General features: G+C 31.9%; 12 protein-coding genes. 6 read left to right on the forward strand and 6 right to left on the reverse strand.

The annotated features are described in order from the left end of the window. The first annotated feature begins 38 nt into the window (after nucleotides 1–38). From L3X39_RS06265 to L3X39_RS06280, 4 genes are all read left to right on the forward strand, one after another. A complete protein-coding gene (locus L3X39_RS06265; RefSeq protein ID WP_237230921.1) occupies nucleotides 39–1,892 on the forward strand; it encodes a tetratricopeptide repeat protein in 1,854 nt (617 codons plus the stop codon). Nucleotides 1,893–2,116: 224 nt separating this feature from the next. Further along, the gene (locus L3X39_RS06270) at nucleotides 2,117–2,491 is read left to right on the forward strand and encodes a hypothetical protein (protein ID WP_237230922.1); all 375 of its coding nucleotides are present in this window, start codon (nucleotides 2,117–2,119) and stop codon (nucleotides 2,489–2,491) included. A gap of 6 nt (nucleotides 2,492–2,497) precedes the next feature. Then, nucleotides 2,498–2,899, forward strand: coding sequence for a hypothetical protein (locus L3X39_RS06275; RefSeq protein WP_237230923.1), 402 nt, complete (start codon nucleotides 2,498–2,500; stop codon nucleotides 2,897–2,899). Between the two features lie 38 nt (nucleotides 2,900–2,937). Next, entirely contained in the window at nucleotides 2,938–3,294 is a 357-nt protein-coding gene (locus tag L3X39_RS06280; RefSeq protein ID WP_237230924.1) for a hypothetical protein, read from the forward strand. 8 nt (nucleotides 3,295–3,302) lie between these two features. Here L3X39_RS06280 and bshC read toward each other — a convergent pair whose 3' ends face one another. Beyond that, nucleotides 3,303–4,904, reverse strand: coding sequence for a bacillithiol biosynthesis cysteine-adding enzyme BshC (gene bshC / locus L3X39_RS06285; RefSeq protein WP_237230925.1), 1,602 nt, complete (start codon nucleotides 4,902–4,904; stop codon nucleotides 3,303–3,305). A 222-nt stretch (nucleotides 4,905–5,126) separates the two neighbouring features. On the opposite strand from bshC, the gene L3X39_RS06290 reads away from it, so the two are divergent. Beyond that, entirely contained in the window at nucleotides 5,127–6,374 is a 1,248-nt protein-coding gene (locus L3X39_RS06290) for a carboxypeptidase-like regulatory domain-containing protein (protein WP_237230926.1), read from the forward strand. A 15-nt stretch (nucleotides 6,375–6,389) separates the two neighbouring features. Here the strand turns inward: L3X39_RS06290 and L3X39_RS06295 are convergent, their stop codons facing one another. From L3X39_RS06295 to L3X39_RS06315, 5 genes are all read right to left on the reverse strand, one after another. After that, entirely contained in the window at nucleotides 6,390–7,100 is a 711-nt protein-coding gene (locus L3X39_RS06295) for a hypothetical protein (RefSeq protein ID WP_237230927.1), read from the reverse strand. Next, a complete protein-coding gene (locus L3X39_RS06300) occupies nucleotides 7,097–12,520 on the reverse strand; it encodes a T9SS type A sorting domain-containing protein (protein ID WP_237230928.1) in 5,424 nt (1,807 codons plus the stop codon). Before L3X39_RS06300 ends, L3X39_RS06295 begins: the two co-directional genes overlap by 4 nt. A gap of 34 nt (nucleotides 12,521–12,554) precedes the next feature. Further along, on the reverse strand, nucleotides 12,555–14,885 hold the full coding sequence (locus L3X39_RS06305; RefSeq protein WP_237230929.1) for a hypothetical protein: 2,331 nt from the start codon (nucleotides 14,883–14,885) through the stop codon (nucleotides 12,555–12,557). 21 nt (nucleotides 14,886–14,906) lie between these two features. Continuing rightward, entirely contained in the window at nucleotides 14,907–15,425 is a 519-nt protein-coding gene (locus L3X39_RS06310) for a T9SS type A sorting domain-containing protein (protein WP_237230930.1), read from the reverse strand. A 123-nt stretch (nucleotides 15,426–15,548) separates the two neighbouring features. Further along, the gene (locus L3X39_RS06315) at nucleotides 15,549–16,193 is read right to left on the reverse strand and encodes an outer membrane beta-barrel protein (protein WP_237230931.1); all 645 of its coding nucleotides are present in this window, start codon (nucleotides 16,191–16,193) and stop codon (nucleotides 15,549–15,551) included. Between the two features lie 198 nt (nucleotides 16,194–16,391). On the opposite strand from L3X39_RS06315, the gene L3X39_RS06320 reads away from it, so the two are divergent. Further along, nucleotides 16,392–17,180, forward strand: coding sequence for a TerC family protein (locus L3X39_RS06320; RefSeq protein WP_237231312.1), 789 nt, complete (start codon nucleotides 16,392–16,394; stop codon nucleotides 17,178–17,180).

Genomic DNA, 17,180 nt, shown 5'->3' on the forward strand with positions numbered 1-17,180 from the left:
TAAAACGGTATTTTTATCAAACACCAACCCGTTGATTCATGAAAAAGGTCTTTTTAATACTTTCCCTAGTTCCTTTAACATTATTTTCTCAAACCAATCACGAAATTGACAGTTTACTAAATGTTTATAATAACCTGTCAGATAACGCGGATAAGGTCTACATACTTGACAGGCTACACTATGCAACATTATATAACGATGTGAAATCAGCTAAAAAATATGCTTTAGACATGCTTAATTTGGCAACTAAATTGAAAGAAACAGAGGAAATTGGTTATGCAAACTACAATATCGGGGTCAGCTATAGAATATTAGGACAAAAAGATTCAGCTGTGATATACTTTAAAAAAGCCAAGACAATATTTGAAACTAAGGGCTACAGCAAAGGAGAATCTCTGGTGAATAGTGCTTTTGCTACTTTGGCTCTTGAAAGTGGAAATCATGTTCTTGCCATGGAACTAACCCAAAAAAACATCAGTATCGCCAGAGCGAACAAAGATTCCTCCAATGTTGGGGTATCTTATAAATTTCTTGGCTTTATCCTGAGAGAAAAAGGAGATCTCGAAAAAGCGCTCGACTATTGCTTTAGCGCTTTAAAGCTTTTAACAGATCCTTATTTTAAGCTGGAAAGAGCCGATACTTTTTCTGAAATTGGGCGGATAGAATATGAATTAGGCAATTATGAAAGCGCTAATAAGTACCAGTATGAAGCCAAAGCAATTTATGAGGAAGAAAACGACCTTGAATATTTGGCTCAAAGCCTTAAGCACATAGGCACTAATTATTATAATCTTAAGGCCTATGACCAAGCTGAAAAAAACTTCAATGAGGCGCTTCAATTGGCTCGAAAAATACCATCACCAACGATTGAAGGCTTAACACTCTTAGAGTTGGGCAAAACGCATATGCAGTTAAACCAACCAAATAAGGCATTAAATTATTTAAGAACTGCTATGGATTTTGGGGAGAAAAATGACCGTATCATGGATGTTATTCTTGCTTCTTATCAAATAAGTGATTTTTATTATAAGCAGAACAACATGCAGATGGCTATGAAATATGCCAATGATGCCATTAAGCTGGCGGATTCGGTTAAGCTGCCAAATATGCTTTCCCTTTCGTATGAATTACGGTCCAACATATATAAAAAAGGAAGATCTTATGGTCCTGCATTAGAAGATTTTACGACCTTTAAAATGATACAAGATAGTTTGTACCATATTGAAAAAGCAAAGGAAATAGAAAAGCTTAAAGCAATCTATGAAACCGAAAAAAAGGAATTACAAATTGCACAACAAGAAACCGCCATTTCCCTTCTGGAACAGGAAGCTAGGATAAATAAATTACAAAAAATACTTTTGGGGGGTGGTCTGGTGCTTTCCTTACTACTTTTTGGTTTAGGGCTTTACGCCATACGTCAAAAAATGAAGCGCAATCGTTTGGAAAAAGAACGTGTTAAAGCGGAACTAGATTTTAAAAAGAAAGAACTCACTACTCATGCTTTGCACTTAGCTAAAAAGAACGAAGTTTTAGAAAATTTAAAACAACAGGCTAAAACATTAAAGGCGAATTCAAAAGAGAGTAAAGGCTATCAGGACCTCATAAAGACCATAAATTTTGATCAGCAGGATGATAAGAATTGGGAAAACTTTACCCAGTACTTTGAGCAAGTACATAAGGATTTCAGTTCTAATGTGAAGTTAAAATACCCCGAAGTCACCAAAAATGAACTTCGATTTATGGCACTTATTAAAATGAATATGTCATCAAAAGAAATTGCCACTATTTTAAATATTTCTGCCGACGGGGTTAAAAAAGCAAGACAACGTCTCAGAAAAAAAATGGATTTAACCCCTCAAGATTCGCTTGAAAACGCTGTTTTAGCTATTTAATTTATTTCACACAACGTCTCAAAACCCTTTTAAACACTAAAGTTAAAAGGTGTACCCCCTTTGTACCCCATTGAAATTTTTATTAACAAAATCAAGGATATAGGTTTGTGTTGTCATTAAGTTGACAAACAAGTTTTGTGGAGTCTTGCGCTGGTTATGGCTGCAGACAAAACCAGAGGCAAGAAACTCCAAAAACTAAACATTAATCCACAAAATAATGTATTATGAAAACTCAAGTAAAACAAAAAGTATTACCTGTATTTATTTTAATATTACAAATTGCATTAGTTGCAAACTTTACTTCCTGTTCTGTAGAAGGCCAAGAAACTTGCGATGGAAACGGTTGGCTTACTATAACCAACAACAATCGCTCTTATCAACTACATGTTTACGAAAACGCTTCAAGTGTAGAGCGTTCTGATAGAGATGGGGATTATATTATAAATGCTCAAGGTAAAAAAACAATTACTTTACCTGAAGGACCTTACACGCTCTATTTAAGATATAAGACCAATACTGGTCAATGGAATGTTGTAGATAGTAGTCTAGAAATGGACATTTACACATGTCAAGAAGAATTTATAACCTATTCAAACTAAAAAATTATGAAAACTCTATTTAAAACATATCTCAATTTGTTTTTGGTATTATGTATTTCTATAGTAATCCAGTCTTGTAGCAAGGAAGAGCCATGTAATACCCCGGGTACATTAACCCTAATAAACAACGAAAGTTTTTACAGTAGGCACGTTTACTTTGTTGAAGATTATAAAGAGGCATCTGCCATTTTGGACAGTGATTTAGCACCAGACTATATTATTGATGCCACAAAAGCAATAACCATAAGTTTAGAACCAGGTGACTATACACTTTTTTCGTATGTGTATCAAAGAAGATGTTCAAGGTGCACTTTAATCAAATTGAGCCCAACCCTTTCTGAACTTGAAGTAAAAAATTGCGCAAATACAATGCAAGAATTTCCAGATTTTGATTTAGATCGTAATTAAGTATCCACTTTATTTGTTAACTTTTAATATTCCACAAAATGAAAACTATAGTTATAAAAACCGTCTTAATTCTTTTTATTACAGTATGCTCTAGTTCCTGTATTTCTTCAAAAAACTATGCCAACAGAGTAAAAACTTGGGAGGGACATGATGTTAACAACCTTATTACATCTTGGGGACCTCCAGCAGATGTTTATACTATGCCAAATGGGAACAAAATGTACACATGGTTATACACTAACGACGGCTATATTACTAAACGGTATAACGAATATTTAAACCAAATAGAAGAGCGTAAAGAAACCTATTATTGCAAAACCACTTTCACGGCTAATGCCAATAATACTATAATTAATTGGAGGTTTCAAGGTAATGCATGTGTTGCATTTAAATAAATAACAACTTAAAAGGTTAAAATTAAAAATTCACCTTTTAATGGCTCTAAACATTCAACGAGTTTAGGTATGAGTTGTTCTCCAAATTCTAAGTAAAACTCTGAGAAGTTAGTGTTTCGCTCTTGTAAACTACCATTAGGAAACAATTGATTTTGAAGTTCTGTCATTCTGAAAACTTGGTCTGACAGAGCTTTTTTTTGTGCTTTAAGTAAGCGTTTTTCTAAGATATCCAATCCCTTTAACTGTTTAACTTCTTGAGCTTTTACAGCACCTAAAAAGGATTTGTCGGTTTGTTCAGCCAATTTATATAAGTCTTCAAATTGTTTTATTAAATGCTCTTTTTGGCTTGAAAAATCGATGTCTATATTAGATATTTCCCTTACCTTTTTATTAATAAAAGCATCCCGTTTTAAAAAAATATCTTCAGCAGAAATATTTAATTTTTCAAGTTTTTTGTGTTGACTTTCGGATTGAATTAAAGCAGAATTACGCAATAATAATATGGGGAAAGGTATTTTTACTTCATCAAAAAATTGTTTTAACTGAAACCAATACGCTAACTCTCCTCCACCTCCAATATAACAAAGGTTAGGTAAAATTACTTCTTGATATAACGGACGCATTATGACATTTGGTGAAAACCGTTCTGGAACCTCATCGAGGTGTTTTAGTATCTCACTCCTGCTCCATACAATATCTGTGTTTAAAACTTTGTAAATGTCGTCTTCAAACACAATGCGCTCACGTAAATTTTTGCTTAAATAAAACAAATTAATTTCTCGCGGATTTACCTGTACTTTGTAGTTATCTGATAAGTTGTTTAGTCGTTTAGTTGTTTTAGAAACAGCATCAAAGGATATTTGATATGCTAATTCTTCTTCCATAAAAGGAATGAATTGCTTTTTCAAGTCTTTATCGTTAGCATCAACAATTACTAGTCCATACTCCTTAAACAATTCGTTGGCTAAATATAGAGTGGCATCTGCTAAATTTTTGTGCTCCAAATAAGCACTTTTAAATAGAGACTTTAAACGCTCAGCATTTTGTGAAGACCCTAAATCTAAAGAAAATAGCTTAAAAACATTTTCTAATCCATCTGTTGATAATTCTCCAACAGCACCAGATGCTTCTCTGTTCCAATGTACTTTTTTCCCTTTAAAGTTAAAATAGTTAATTTCATCAAAGTCATGGTCTTCAGTCGCCATCCAGTAAACTGGAACAAAATTATAATCGGGATATTGAGTTTTTAATTCTCTAGACAGATTAATGGCTGAAACTATTTTGTATAAAAAGTACAAAGGTCCCGTGAACAAATTTAGCTGATGGCCTGTAGTAATGGTAAAAGTATTATCAAGTTTTAAACTCGCAATGTTTTGTAATGTATTTTCAGAAGTTTCGATTTTACTGTATTGACTATTAAGTGCTTGAACTAAAATACTTCTAGATTGCGGTTGAAAAGAAAGAGACTTTTCTTCAATTTGATTTTTAAAATTCTCAATATTAGGAAACCTATTATAAAAGGGTTTTAACTCTGTTTTTTCATCTAAATAATCACAAATTAATGACGAAAAATAGCCTGTTTTATAAAAAGGTATACTGTGTTGATGCATCTTGTAATTTAAAAACATGTAAATATACGGCTATTCGATTTTTAACATTCTAAAAAATAAGTTAAGAATACTTTTGTAAATACAATTTTTGAAAGCGTTATTAAGCAAAATATAAAGTGTTAAAATACAATTAATTAGATGCAGATATTTGGTTTTTTAACACTTTAAATTATCAATTTTTTGTATCTTTTAAACAAAAATCTCACTAAAAACTAAGAAATCATGAAAAATATACCATTTATATTGCTGCTTTCTTTCTGTTTTATATTGAATATAAATGCTCAAGAAGTTACGAATTTTAAAGAAATTAAAGGATCTATAATCGATAGCAAAACAAATGACCCATTAATATTTACCGATTTAGTTATTAAAGGCACCAATATCAGTACTGTTTCAAACTCTGATGGCGAATTTAGTTTAAAAGTTCCCGATTCTTTGATGCAAGACTTTCTAGTGATTTCTCGATTGGGCTACGAGAAAAAAGAACTCGAGATTTCAAGCATAGAGAATAATGCGAAAATTATTCTTATTCCTTCTATTACTGTTTTAAATCCTGTACAAATAAAAACTTATACAGATGCTAGAGCTTTACTAAGAGCAACTCTTAAAAAGAAAAGCACCCTTTATAATGATAGTAACACCTTAATGACAGCTTTTTATAGAGAAACGATTAAAAAACGACGCAAAAATGCATCCCTTTCTGAAGCTGTAGTGCAAATCCATAAACAACCTTATACAAGTTCTAGAAGAGATATTATTCAGCTTGTAAAAGCAAGAAAAAATACGAATTACAATAGGCTTGATACCTTAGCAATGAAACTACAAGGTGGTCCCTTTTCTAATCTTTATACCGATATTATAAAGTATCCTGAGTACATTTTTACAGATGAAAATATTCCCTTATACGATTTTAGCTTTGATAAATCTACTCAAATAAACGGTTCGATGGTATTTGTTGTAAAATTTAAACAAAAACCAAATATAACGGAGCCTTTGTACTATGGTAAACTTTATATTGACGCTGAAACTTTGGCTCTAACTAATGCAATTTATAGCTTAAATGTTGAAAACAAAGAGCTTTCAAGCCAGCTATATGTTCGTAAAAAACCTAGAAAAGTTGATGTTTATCCTACTGAAGCTACCTATAGAGTAAATTATAGAACACAAAATGGAAAATGGCATTATGCATACAGTAATATTGTGCTAACTTTTAAGGTTAATTGGAAAGGGGAATTATTTAATAGCGTGTACACTTTAAATAGTGAAATGGCTATAACAGATTGGGAATTAAACACAACAAGTTTAGCTAATAACAGGCAAAATATTTTAAGACCTACTTCTATTTTAGTAGATCAGGCTTCTGGTTTTTCAGACCCGAGGTTTTGGGGTGAATATAATATTATTGAACCCGAAAAATCTATTGAATCGGCCATTGAAAAAATACAACGACAGTTAAAAAAGAAAAGCTAATGTGTGTGGCTTCAATTATAGCACTTTAAATTGATGAATGCCCGAATCTGAAGTGTTTCCAAAGCTATCTTTGGTAATCACTTTCCAATAGTAAATTGTATTCGAAGCCGTAGATACGTTCAGCTCTGTTGCAGCAACATCAGCTGAAAAAATGCTAGGCGTTGCATCTGTGCTAAAATAAATATCATACCCAACAATATCATCATCTACATCATCAGCTGTCCATTGTAAAGTGACTGAGCTTGTGGTTGGCAAAGATTCTGCCATATTTGGAGCGACAATTACTGCTGGAAATGGTGCATAAGATTGTACTCCTGGTCCTGCATTATAAAATTGCCACACTTCACTTTTATGAGCTGTTCCTCCTTTCGTGGATTCTACAAACCATTTGTAAGCCGTTGCTCGTTTTATAACTATTGGAATAATATCCGTGGTTGTTTCATCCTGAATAATTTCACCAGTCGATAAATTTTCAATGGTTATTTTATAATTTTCAGAATCATTTGCTCGCCATTCAAAAAACACGGTGCTTTCGGTGGGTGTTAAATTGGTACCTTCATTACACAACATATTTTTTTGCGGAAAGTATAGTGCAACGGCTTTATCAGTAACATCAATACCACCATCACCTGGATTTTCTCCGTCTGGATTTGTATCATCAACCGAAGATTTACTACATCCAAAAACTAAAAACCCTAAACAGATTATGACTAATACATGTTTCATTTTTTTACAATTTTAAATGTTGATAATGACGTTTTTGATTGTACTGATACCGTATATAGCCCCACATTTAATGTAGCGGTATCTATAGAAATGGTATTAGATTTATAGTTTAAAAGTGCCTTGTTATACACCAATTGCCCTAAATAGGAATATACACTTATACTAATGTGTTCCTTATCGATATTTCCCAAATGGACATTAACTTTTTCTTGAAACGGATTTGGATAAACAAACAAATCGTCAGATACCAATATGCTCTCTTCGTAAATACCTTGACATTCTAAATCTGTGCTTACTTTTATGCTATTCTTACCATTTTGTAAACTTAATGTAATATAAGCATCAGTAGTTTTAAACTTTAACCCATTAAATTCAATGTTATAACTCGTACTTCCTGATAAATCAATACTAACCTTTTTTCCATTAGAACTTTTCCCCGTTGAAACGTCTAAAGGTTCTGGCTGCGTAATTACAACGGTGTAGCAACTTTCATATTCTGGAAATTCTGCAATGGTGATACATAATTGATAACTGCCCGCAAGCAAGTTTAATATATCAATCTCGTTAGTAAAATGGTATTCTTTATTAAAATCGTCGCCAGTTAAAGTTGCTGTATAATTATAATACTCAAGTGTAGTAATATTAATTTTACCATTATTGTTATTTAAACAAGTTTCGCCAGTAATTAAAATCGTGAAATTATTATTAGTTAAACTTAAAATAGAGCACCCAAATAAATCTACTGAATCGCCAAAAGGTGTGTTTGGGCATTGGTCATCCGCATTCGCAACTCCATCATTATCGGCATCGTTACAGATAGATTGGTAGTTTGCGGTTGAGTCTTTAAACCAACCATCATACGAGCCGTCTGCGTTTGTTATGACTGTAAAAGGGTCATCAACCAAAATGCATAAAAGGTCTGGATTATTTGTTGCATTAAATATGGTAAGGTTTTCATTATTTCCATTTTGAATATTCAACTGATCGCTAATAAAAAGATTTGATTGACAAGAAAGTGTTTGTAAATTTTGGTTTAATATTACTTGTAATGCGCTAAGTTGATTTTCGGAACAATTTAATATTCTTAAGTTAATTAAAGCATCAACATTAAGTTCAGTCAACATATTCCCTGATACATTTAAAGTCACTAAGGATGTATTAGAATCTAAGTTGATTTGTGAAATATTATTGTTTGAAATATTAAGCGATACTAGACTAGTATTTGCGGACAAATCAATCGTAGGTATTGCATTGCTTGAAGCATTTAAGCTTGCTAAAAATATATTATTACTTAAATCTACATTATTAACCGTATTGCCCTCAAAATTAAAATTTGTTAAACCTAAAAAGTCTTCAATACCCGTTAAATCTGAAATGTTTTGATTACCAATATTTAAAGTAGAAAGGTTTTCAATATTTGCCGTTAAAACATAGTCATCTAAAGTGCCTGAATCAAACCCTAATGAGATGAGAGCTTGCTCAAAGGCGTCATCAGGCACATAGGTTTCTCCATAGTGACAATTCATTGAATAATTTGCCGTAGCATCCTTTAACCAAGTAACTCCCCCAGGCGCAACTCCGTTATCGGTTTCTATACAAGTTAAGGTTGCATTGTTTTGGGCGTTTAAATTAGCAAGATTAGGGTTTTGACCATTTTTAAGGTTCAAACTTTCCAATTGGTTTGACTGACAGCTTAAACTTGTGAGTGCAGTATTTTGCTGCAAATCCAAATCCATGATTTGATTAGAATCACAATTAAAAATTTGAAGCATTGGAATTAAACTCGCATCAAATTCTGTAAATGCATTATTAGAGATATTTACATCAATAACATTAGTATTATTACTTAAATCTAAGCTAGCTAATGCGTTACTAGAACAGTTAATTTGAATTAAATTCGTGTTTTGAGTTAAATCAACCGAACTGATTACATTGTTTGAAAAATCTAAATTCTGTAACGCCGCAAAATCTTCTATCCCAGTTAAATCTGTTATGTTGTTTCCGCTAATATCTAAATCAATAATCACTTCAATGTTTGCTGTTGGTACATAATCGTCCAAGGCACCAGTATCATAACCAAATGTAATTAAGGTTTGTTCAAAATTATCATCAGGTACGTAGGTTTGACCAAATTTACAATCCAAACCGTACTCCGTTGTAGCATCTTTAAACCAGTTTACACCAATATTATTTACGTCATCAACTTGAACACAACTAAGGTCTGGGTTATTAGACGAATTAAAATTTAAAATATCACTATTTATCCCGTTTTGAATATTTACAAATTCTAGCTGATTACCAGATACATTAATCGTGATAGAATCTGGGCAAAAATCTAAAGGATTATTCTGGTTTGGAGTTGGACATGCAGCAATACCCATAGTTGTTAAATCGAAATCACCCGTAATTTGGTTATTACTACAATTAAATGTTTTAAGTTGATTTAAATTGGTTGGTAATTGTAAACTTGTTATTTGATTGTTACTGACGTTAAGTTCAATTAAATTATTATTAGAGCTAGCATTTAAATCAGTTAATTGATTGTCGCTAATCGACAAATATTTAATAGCAGATAAATTAGTTAACACCGTAGTTAATTGATTAATCTGGTTGCTATCCAGTATTAAGCTTTCAAGAACAGGAGACAGTAAATCATCGACATCAGTCAAGTCATTTTGCGACCCAGAAACTGCTATTAATTTAGTTTTGCCAGATAAGTTTATATCAGTCAAATCATTATCCGAAAAATCTAAAACTTCTAAAGCCCCATTTGATGTTATATCAAGTTGAGTTAAAGTATTTGATCTACAATTCAAAGTTGTTAATGCTAAATAGTTAGTAACTAATAACGTATTTATGGTATTACTGGAACAACTCAATTTAATCAATGAATTGTTGTTAACTGTTGCCGTAAACAAATTGGTTATTTGGTTACTATTACAATTAACTTCTGTCAAATTATTGTTATTGCTAATATCTAAAATCGACAAATCATTGTTTGAACAATCAAGTACTTCTAGGTTGGTGTTTAATGATATGTTTAAATCGGCTAAGTTATTATTTGCACAAAATAATTTTGTTAAACTTATGGTTCCTGTAGTATTTAACAAGCCGTTTGCATTAGCAGTATTGTTGGTTAAAAAATAATTTGAACCACAGTAAAGATTTTCCAAATTAACCATACCACTAACATCCAATTCATCTAAGTAATTACTACTACAATCTAATTCTGTTAATGATAAAAAGGCTTTAATTCCCTCAAGACTTTCAATATTTTCACCACTTACATTTAATGACTTTAGATATTCAATATTGGCAGTTAAAACTTGATTATCTAAAACCCCAGAATCAATTCCCAAATCAATCAGAGCTTGTTCAAAATTATTATCGGGAATGGCTGTATATCTATTGTTTGCACAATCATCATTATAACTAGCAATAGGGTCTTTAACCCAGCTTCCTGGAATATTTCCAATGACCGAAGCATCAACATTTATACAAAACAAATTGGTGTTATTGGTAGCGTTAAAGGTTGTTAAATTAGTGTTGTTTCCATTTCTAATATCAACAAATTCCAACGTATTATTATTACAAGTTAAACTTGTTAAAGCTGAATTTGTAATTAAATTTAGTTCAGCAATGTTGTTATTAGAGCAGTTTAAAACTGTTAAGACTACAAAATCCTGAATACCTGTTAAATCAGCTATTCCTGAACCAGCAATATTTAGGCTTCCTGTAAAAGTATTAGCACTTGCTGTTGAAACATAATTATTATTTGCTATACCATCTCCTAACCCATTGGTTTCAAGATAATTCTCAAAAGCATCATCTGGAACATACGTTCCGCAGTTAACCGCATAAGATGCTGTTGCATCAATAGTCCAAGTTACACCGGCTGGGACAGTTCCTGTATCTGTTTCAATACACGATAAGTCTACATTATTGATAGCACTAAAATTGGCAAGGTTTCCATTCTGACCATTTTGGATATTTAGAACTTCTAGGGCATTGGAATCACAGTTAAAATCTGTTAGAGATGCGTGATTACTTAAGTTTAATGACCGAATGCTGTTATTGGAACAGTTTAAATTGGTAATAGAAAGATTATTGCTTATTTCTAAATCGGATAACGAATTGAATGAAATATCTAAAACACTTAAACCATTGTTATTGCTTAAATCTAGGTTTGATAAGTTATTATTTGAACCATTAAAATTTATTAAAGCTGTATTATTAGTAAGATTGATTTTATCTAAATTATTGGTACTGCAATTAAGTGTTTGTAACGCAGTAAAATCTTCAATCCCTGTTAAATCATCTATATTTTGATTTGAAATATTGAGCGCCAACTCACTGCTAATTATTGATGTTAACACTAAATTGTTATCATTAGTACCATCTCCCAATCCGTTGGCTTCGAGATAAGCTTCAAAATTATCATCAGGAACATATGTGTAAATATCTGTACACGTTGTTTCTGCATAATAGGTCCAATCATCTTTTGTCCAATTGGCATTTGGTGTAAAGTCAGCATCCACTTGAACGCAAAATAAATCTGGATTATTTTGTGATTTAAATGATGTGATTAAATCGTTAAAACCATTTGCAACAATTAAAGACGTAAGTTTATTGTTTGATACATTTATAGTAGATCCTCCTTGACAACTAGTAACAGGATCGGTTTGTGGGTCTGGACAAAGTACCGAATTAATAGTACTTAAGTCTAATGCCGAAATCAAATTATTTGAGGCATCTAAAACTTTCAAATTCGTGTTTGTTGATAGGTTTAAAGTTGAGATTTGGTTGGAAGCGCAGTAAAGACTTTCTAAGTTTGTATTGTTAGTTAATACTAAATCACTTATTCTATTTTTAGAAATTCTTAAAGAATTTAAATCGACATTTTGACTAACATCTACATCAGAAATTTTATTATTGGAGCAGTTTAAAATTTTCAATGACAGATTGTTACCCACATTTAGTGTAGAAATCTGATTATTGGAACAATCTAGGTCTTCTAAATTAGTATTCGAAGTTATATTTAAAGTTGTAAGCCGATTAGAACTACAGAGTAGTGATTTTAAATTAATATTATTTGAAATATTAAGACTTATTAAATTATTGCCATTACAAATTAGGTTTTCTAAACTAACAAAATCTTCAATACCAGTTAAGTCATTAATTGACAAACCATTAAGCACAAGTGAGATAACATTGTTAATTCTATTAGTTAAAACCAAACCATTATTAGCTACACCATCACCCATACTACTATCATCTCCTACAGCAACCACTCCACCATTTAAATTATGAGTCTCTAGGTATTCTTCAAAGTTAGCATCAGGTACAACAGTTGTTTGGGCTCCTAAAAAAGAAGCCACAAACAATACAGCTAAAACTGAAATTAGAAAATTACTTCTCATAATATTGCTATTCAATAAGATTTATTGATGAATTTTAATGTCCTGATTTTTCGTTTATTTCTTTATGGAAATGAACTTGTTGCTTAAACGCACTTCTGAGTTCAGAAGCAAATTTCTGCTTGAATTCTGGGTCTTCTTTTATTTTTTTCAAAACAAAATTTTCAATTTTACTTCCACCTACTTCAATTAAGGTTTTCTCAGCAATTTTTAATGCTTCATCTATATCATTATCAGTCAGTTCGTAATAAACAAATTGGTCCTTAATCTCATATTTGCGACCATAATAATCTACGTTATCTTTAGAATCCTCAAAATACTGATTTGAATGGTCATCGTATTTTGCTAAAGTTTCGCCGCTTTCTATAGCCTCTAACCTTTCAATGGTTTTAGTTAGTAAACTTGCGAGTTCATCCAGCCTTTTTTGTTGATCTAAAACTTGCTTTTCTAATTTTTCAACAATTGGACTGTTATCATTGTTGTTAATACCAACTGCTGTATTTATAAGATTGTAACCATACTCATTATCGGAAGCTTCCCAAGCTACTCCAACAATATTTTTAACATCTTTGGACGTAATATTTTCTGGCGATATTGCTATTCCTACTCCATTGTTACCTCCGCTCGGAATAATATAATCTCCTATTCTAACTTTACCTATTACTTTTACAGGAACTTGCCCCATAAAAGCAACTTTCTCGAAAAATTGTTCCTGACTTTCCTGAGGTAATGCCCCTAAAACTGCTGGCTTATACGATATAACCATCATACGCTCTGCACCAGATGTGTTTTTTGATATTTTACCTCCTTTCACACCAACAATGTCACCATAGCTCATTTTTTCATTCAAATCCAGTCGAAGTAAATATTCTGCATAATCTCCTGCTCCAGAAGCATATGAGACACCTCTAAATCTATTCTTATTATCGTAAAACGTATTTAACATGTAAGCTGCAAAAACTTCATTAAGTACAGCTGAAAAAACTTTAATAGCTTGAAGAGCTGCCGAAGCACTCGCTGAAGCAACAAATGATGGTATGGGAGCAGTGACACAGGTTCCTATACCAACACAAACGGTGCTACTGGTTAATGACGCAGTTATGTTTATAGTTGTTTTAGAAAGATCAGTTAATTCCCAAACCAAATCTAAACCACCATCTATAAGATCATAATATACACTTAACTGTTCTAAATTATAATCGGCATTATTAGAAAATTCATTTGAATTTGTTTCACCTTCAATTCTACCCCATAACATAGTTCCACTTGTATCGGGTAACGTTACTCCTGATGGTGTATTCGCATTAGGACCTGCATTTTGATTAAACCCATCAAATATTCCCGCATCGTTTATACCTATGAAATCAAATAAATCCCTAATTGCAGAGTTAAGCACTGTAGGGTTATATGGTCCATACGTTCCAACTGGCGTTTCATCCCAAAACGAAACAAAATTATTACTATTTGAGGCATCCTCAGTATTTACCTTTATGGCTATACCTTGATTTCCACCTTCTACTAATAAAGGATAACTACCAATTAATAAGTCTGAGCCTGTTAAAGCAGATGTTATTTTAACCTGAGTGTCAGAATTTACTTGAAGCACTCCATTTAATTCTGTACTATCTGTTACTTTTAAAGTTCTGGATTCTAAGGCACCGAAAGTTGACTTTCCTTTAACTTCCAAACTCCCATTAAGTACCGTTGGTGCATTAACATCTGGTACTCCGTTATAAACTCCAACAGTTAATGCCCCAGATAAATTTGTTGGGCTTTGTCCAGTAACATTCACTGTGTTGTTAAGATTGGTTTCGCCATCAACATTTAAATCACCTGATAAATTTGTTTCATTACCACCATCAACTAAAAGTGTACTATTTAAAGTAGTTGGTCCGTTAACTGTAAGCTCTCTATTTAAAAAAGTATCGCCATCAACATCTAAAGTACCGGTTGCTGTAATATTTCTGTGGTAAGCATATGGGACAAAGGTTAATATTTCTCTATTCATATCAATAAACCCATCGCCATTGCCAAAATCGATTTCAACCTTTAAATCTTTTGCTGTACCGTCCCAACTGATTTTCTCAAAATCATCATGTTTTTCGGCACCTATAATAAGGTTGATTCTACCAAATTCATCGGTTGTGGTGGTCTGAATCTCTTCAAATTCAACTTGATTGCCGGAATCGAAGATTATGAACTTAACAGCCACATTTGCATTTGGTAAATAGTTGCCTTCTGAATCTACTCCGGGTAATTCTAAAACATCTGGAGCTATAATAACAGCTTGATAGCTTATGCCATCTGTTTGGGCAAATGCCTTAATTGTTAAAAAAAGAAATAATCCTAAGGTTAGTATATGTTTCATAATTGGGTTGATTTATAAGTACTAATTATTTTTTATAAGTTTTGCGTTAAATAGTTTATTGTTCGATAAAATTTTTAACACATAAGATCCGCTCGAAATGTTACCAAGATTGAGTTCAATACGTTGTGATGGAGAAAATGTTTTTGAATAAATTTGTTTTCCAGTCACATCAAAAACCAAAGCAGTAATATCTTGTTTCATATTCTCATTAAAAGAAACAAAAACAGCATGTTCAAAAGGGTTAGGGAAAACAGAAGCTGCTAAATTGTTATTTTCAAATACTTCATTTACAACCTTAATTTTATTTATTGGTTGTTGATACCCTTGTCTTAAATAATACCCCTTATTTGAATGTGTTCCAATAACACCAGATTGACCAATACTTTGACTAACTATATATTTTCCGTTATTGGTTGTAATAACTTTAGATGAGCCACCAACTCCTAAGCTGGATCGTACTAAAGAATACGATTTTGAATCTTGTGCCTGAATTGATAAAACAAAACAGAAAATAAATATTATGTATATGTTTACTTTCATATATTTAATTCTTTAAAGATTAACATGTTAACCCTTTACTTAAGTCTAAGTTAATATAATATGTGCTACTAACATAGGGTGTCCATACTTTGTCCACCCTTTGTCCACGAAATGGGTATCGATTTAAAAATCACAGAAGCAATTGGGTAGGTTTATAATAAACCCAATTCCAAATTGATGCGCATTAAGCTTTAATTTTTCAGCATTTTCACCACTACTTATTAAAACTGATTTTCCATAAGAGTATCCTGCATAAATAGCGGTGCTATTAGATATGGGGTATTGTAATCCTATTCCAGCCCTTAAAAACAAAATATTATTGTTGAATTCTTCTTCACCTACCAAATTATAAACATCATTATTTATAGTTTGATTACCTCTTATTAAAAACTCTGAAGCAACGGATCCTTTTACAAAAAATGATAAATCTTTTAACTGAAAAATGCGGTAGTCTAGACCAGCTTTTATTCCTAAATAGCTAACATCCCATTCAAAAAAATTGTCCACACTACTTTCACTACCAATCGCACCATAATTATTGTAAGATGCACCCAAAGCTAAAAACAGCGTTTTTTGATTATTGATTACTTGTCTATATCCCATGCCAAAATAGGAATCGGATTTTGACAATAAATTATCTAAAGGTAGACCTTGTGAGTTTTCGTAATCAAAGGATGAAATAGTAGATCCTAACTCCATGTAAAGTTGCTGGCTGTAACCCAAAAAACTTATTGTTGAAATTAGAAATATGAGTAAATATTTTTTCATAATTGATTTTTATCTATAGCCAAGTTAGATGCTAAGTTGTTAAAAACCAATAAATATCTATTAAGTCCATGATTTGTCTATAAGGTGTAACCCAACAATATTGGCTGTTTTATCACCCGAAGCTTATAATTAATAAGTTTTGGCACTTATTAATCCGCGTAGTTTTTTTAACTAATTTTGCTTTATAAAATTGAAGCTGTGTTAGACTTTTTACTTACCAGTGATGCTATTATGGCATTGCTTACTTTAACGTTTTTAGAAATAATTTTGGGTATCGACAATATTGTATTTATATCTATAGCCGCTAATAAACTACCGGAACATCAACAATCAAAAGCTACTACCATTGGGTTGATTATGGCAATGGTACAACGTATTATTCTCTTGTTTTTTGTTAGCTTTTTAATTGGATTAAAAGAACCCTTTTATATTATTGAGTTAACCTGGTTACATATTGCTATAAGCTGGCAAGCCGTAATTTTATTTGTTGGTGGATTGTTTTTGATTTACAAAAGCACTTCTGAAATTCATGAAAAAGTTGAAATGCCTTTAAACGACGAGAATGCGCTGAAAGGAAGAAAAATTAAATCTCTTACTCATGCGATAACACAAATATTGCTAATTGACTTTATATTTTCAGTTGACTCAATTCTTACGGCAGTTGGTATGACTAATGGCTTACATCCCAACCATAATTATACTTTGGTGCTAATGATTATAGCTGTGGTTATTTCGATAGCTGTTATGATTGGTTTTGCTAACCCTATACGTAAATTTATAAATGAGCACCCTAGCATGCAGTTACTCGGGTTAGCGTTTTTAATATTAATTGGCTTTATGTTAATTACTGAAGCTGCTCATTTATCGCATGCAAAACTATTTGGCAACGAGGTTGGCGCAATACCAAAAGGCTACTTATATTTCGCCATAGCTTTCTCATTATTTGTAGAGTTTTTAAACTTTAGGATTCAGAAAAAAAGAAAATAG

This window comes from Flaviramulus multivorans (assembly GCF_021728415.1).
Taxonomy (GTDB): domain Bacteria; phylum Bacteroidota; class Bacteroidia; order Flavobacteriales; family Flavobacteriaceae; genus Sabulilitoribacter; species Sabulilitoribacter multivorans.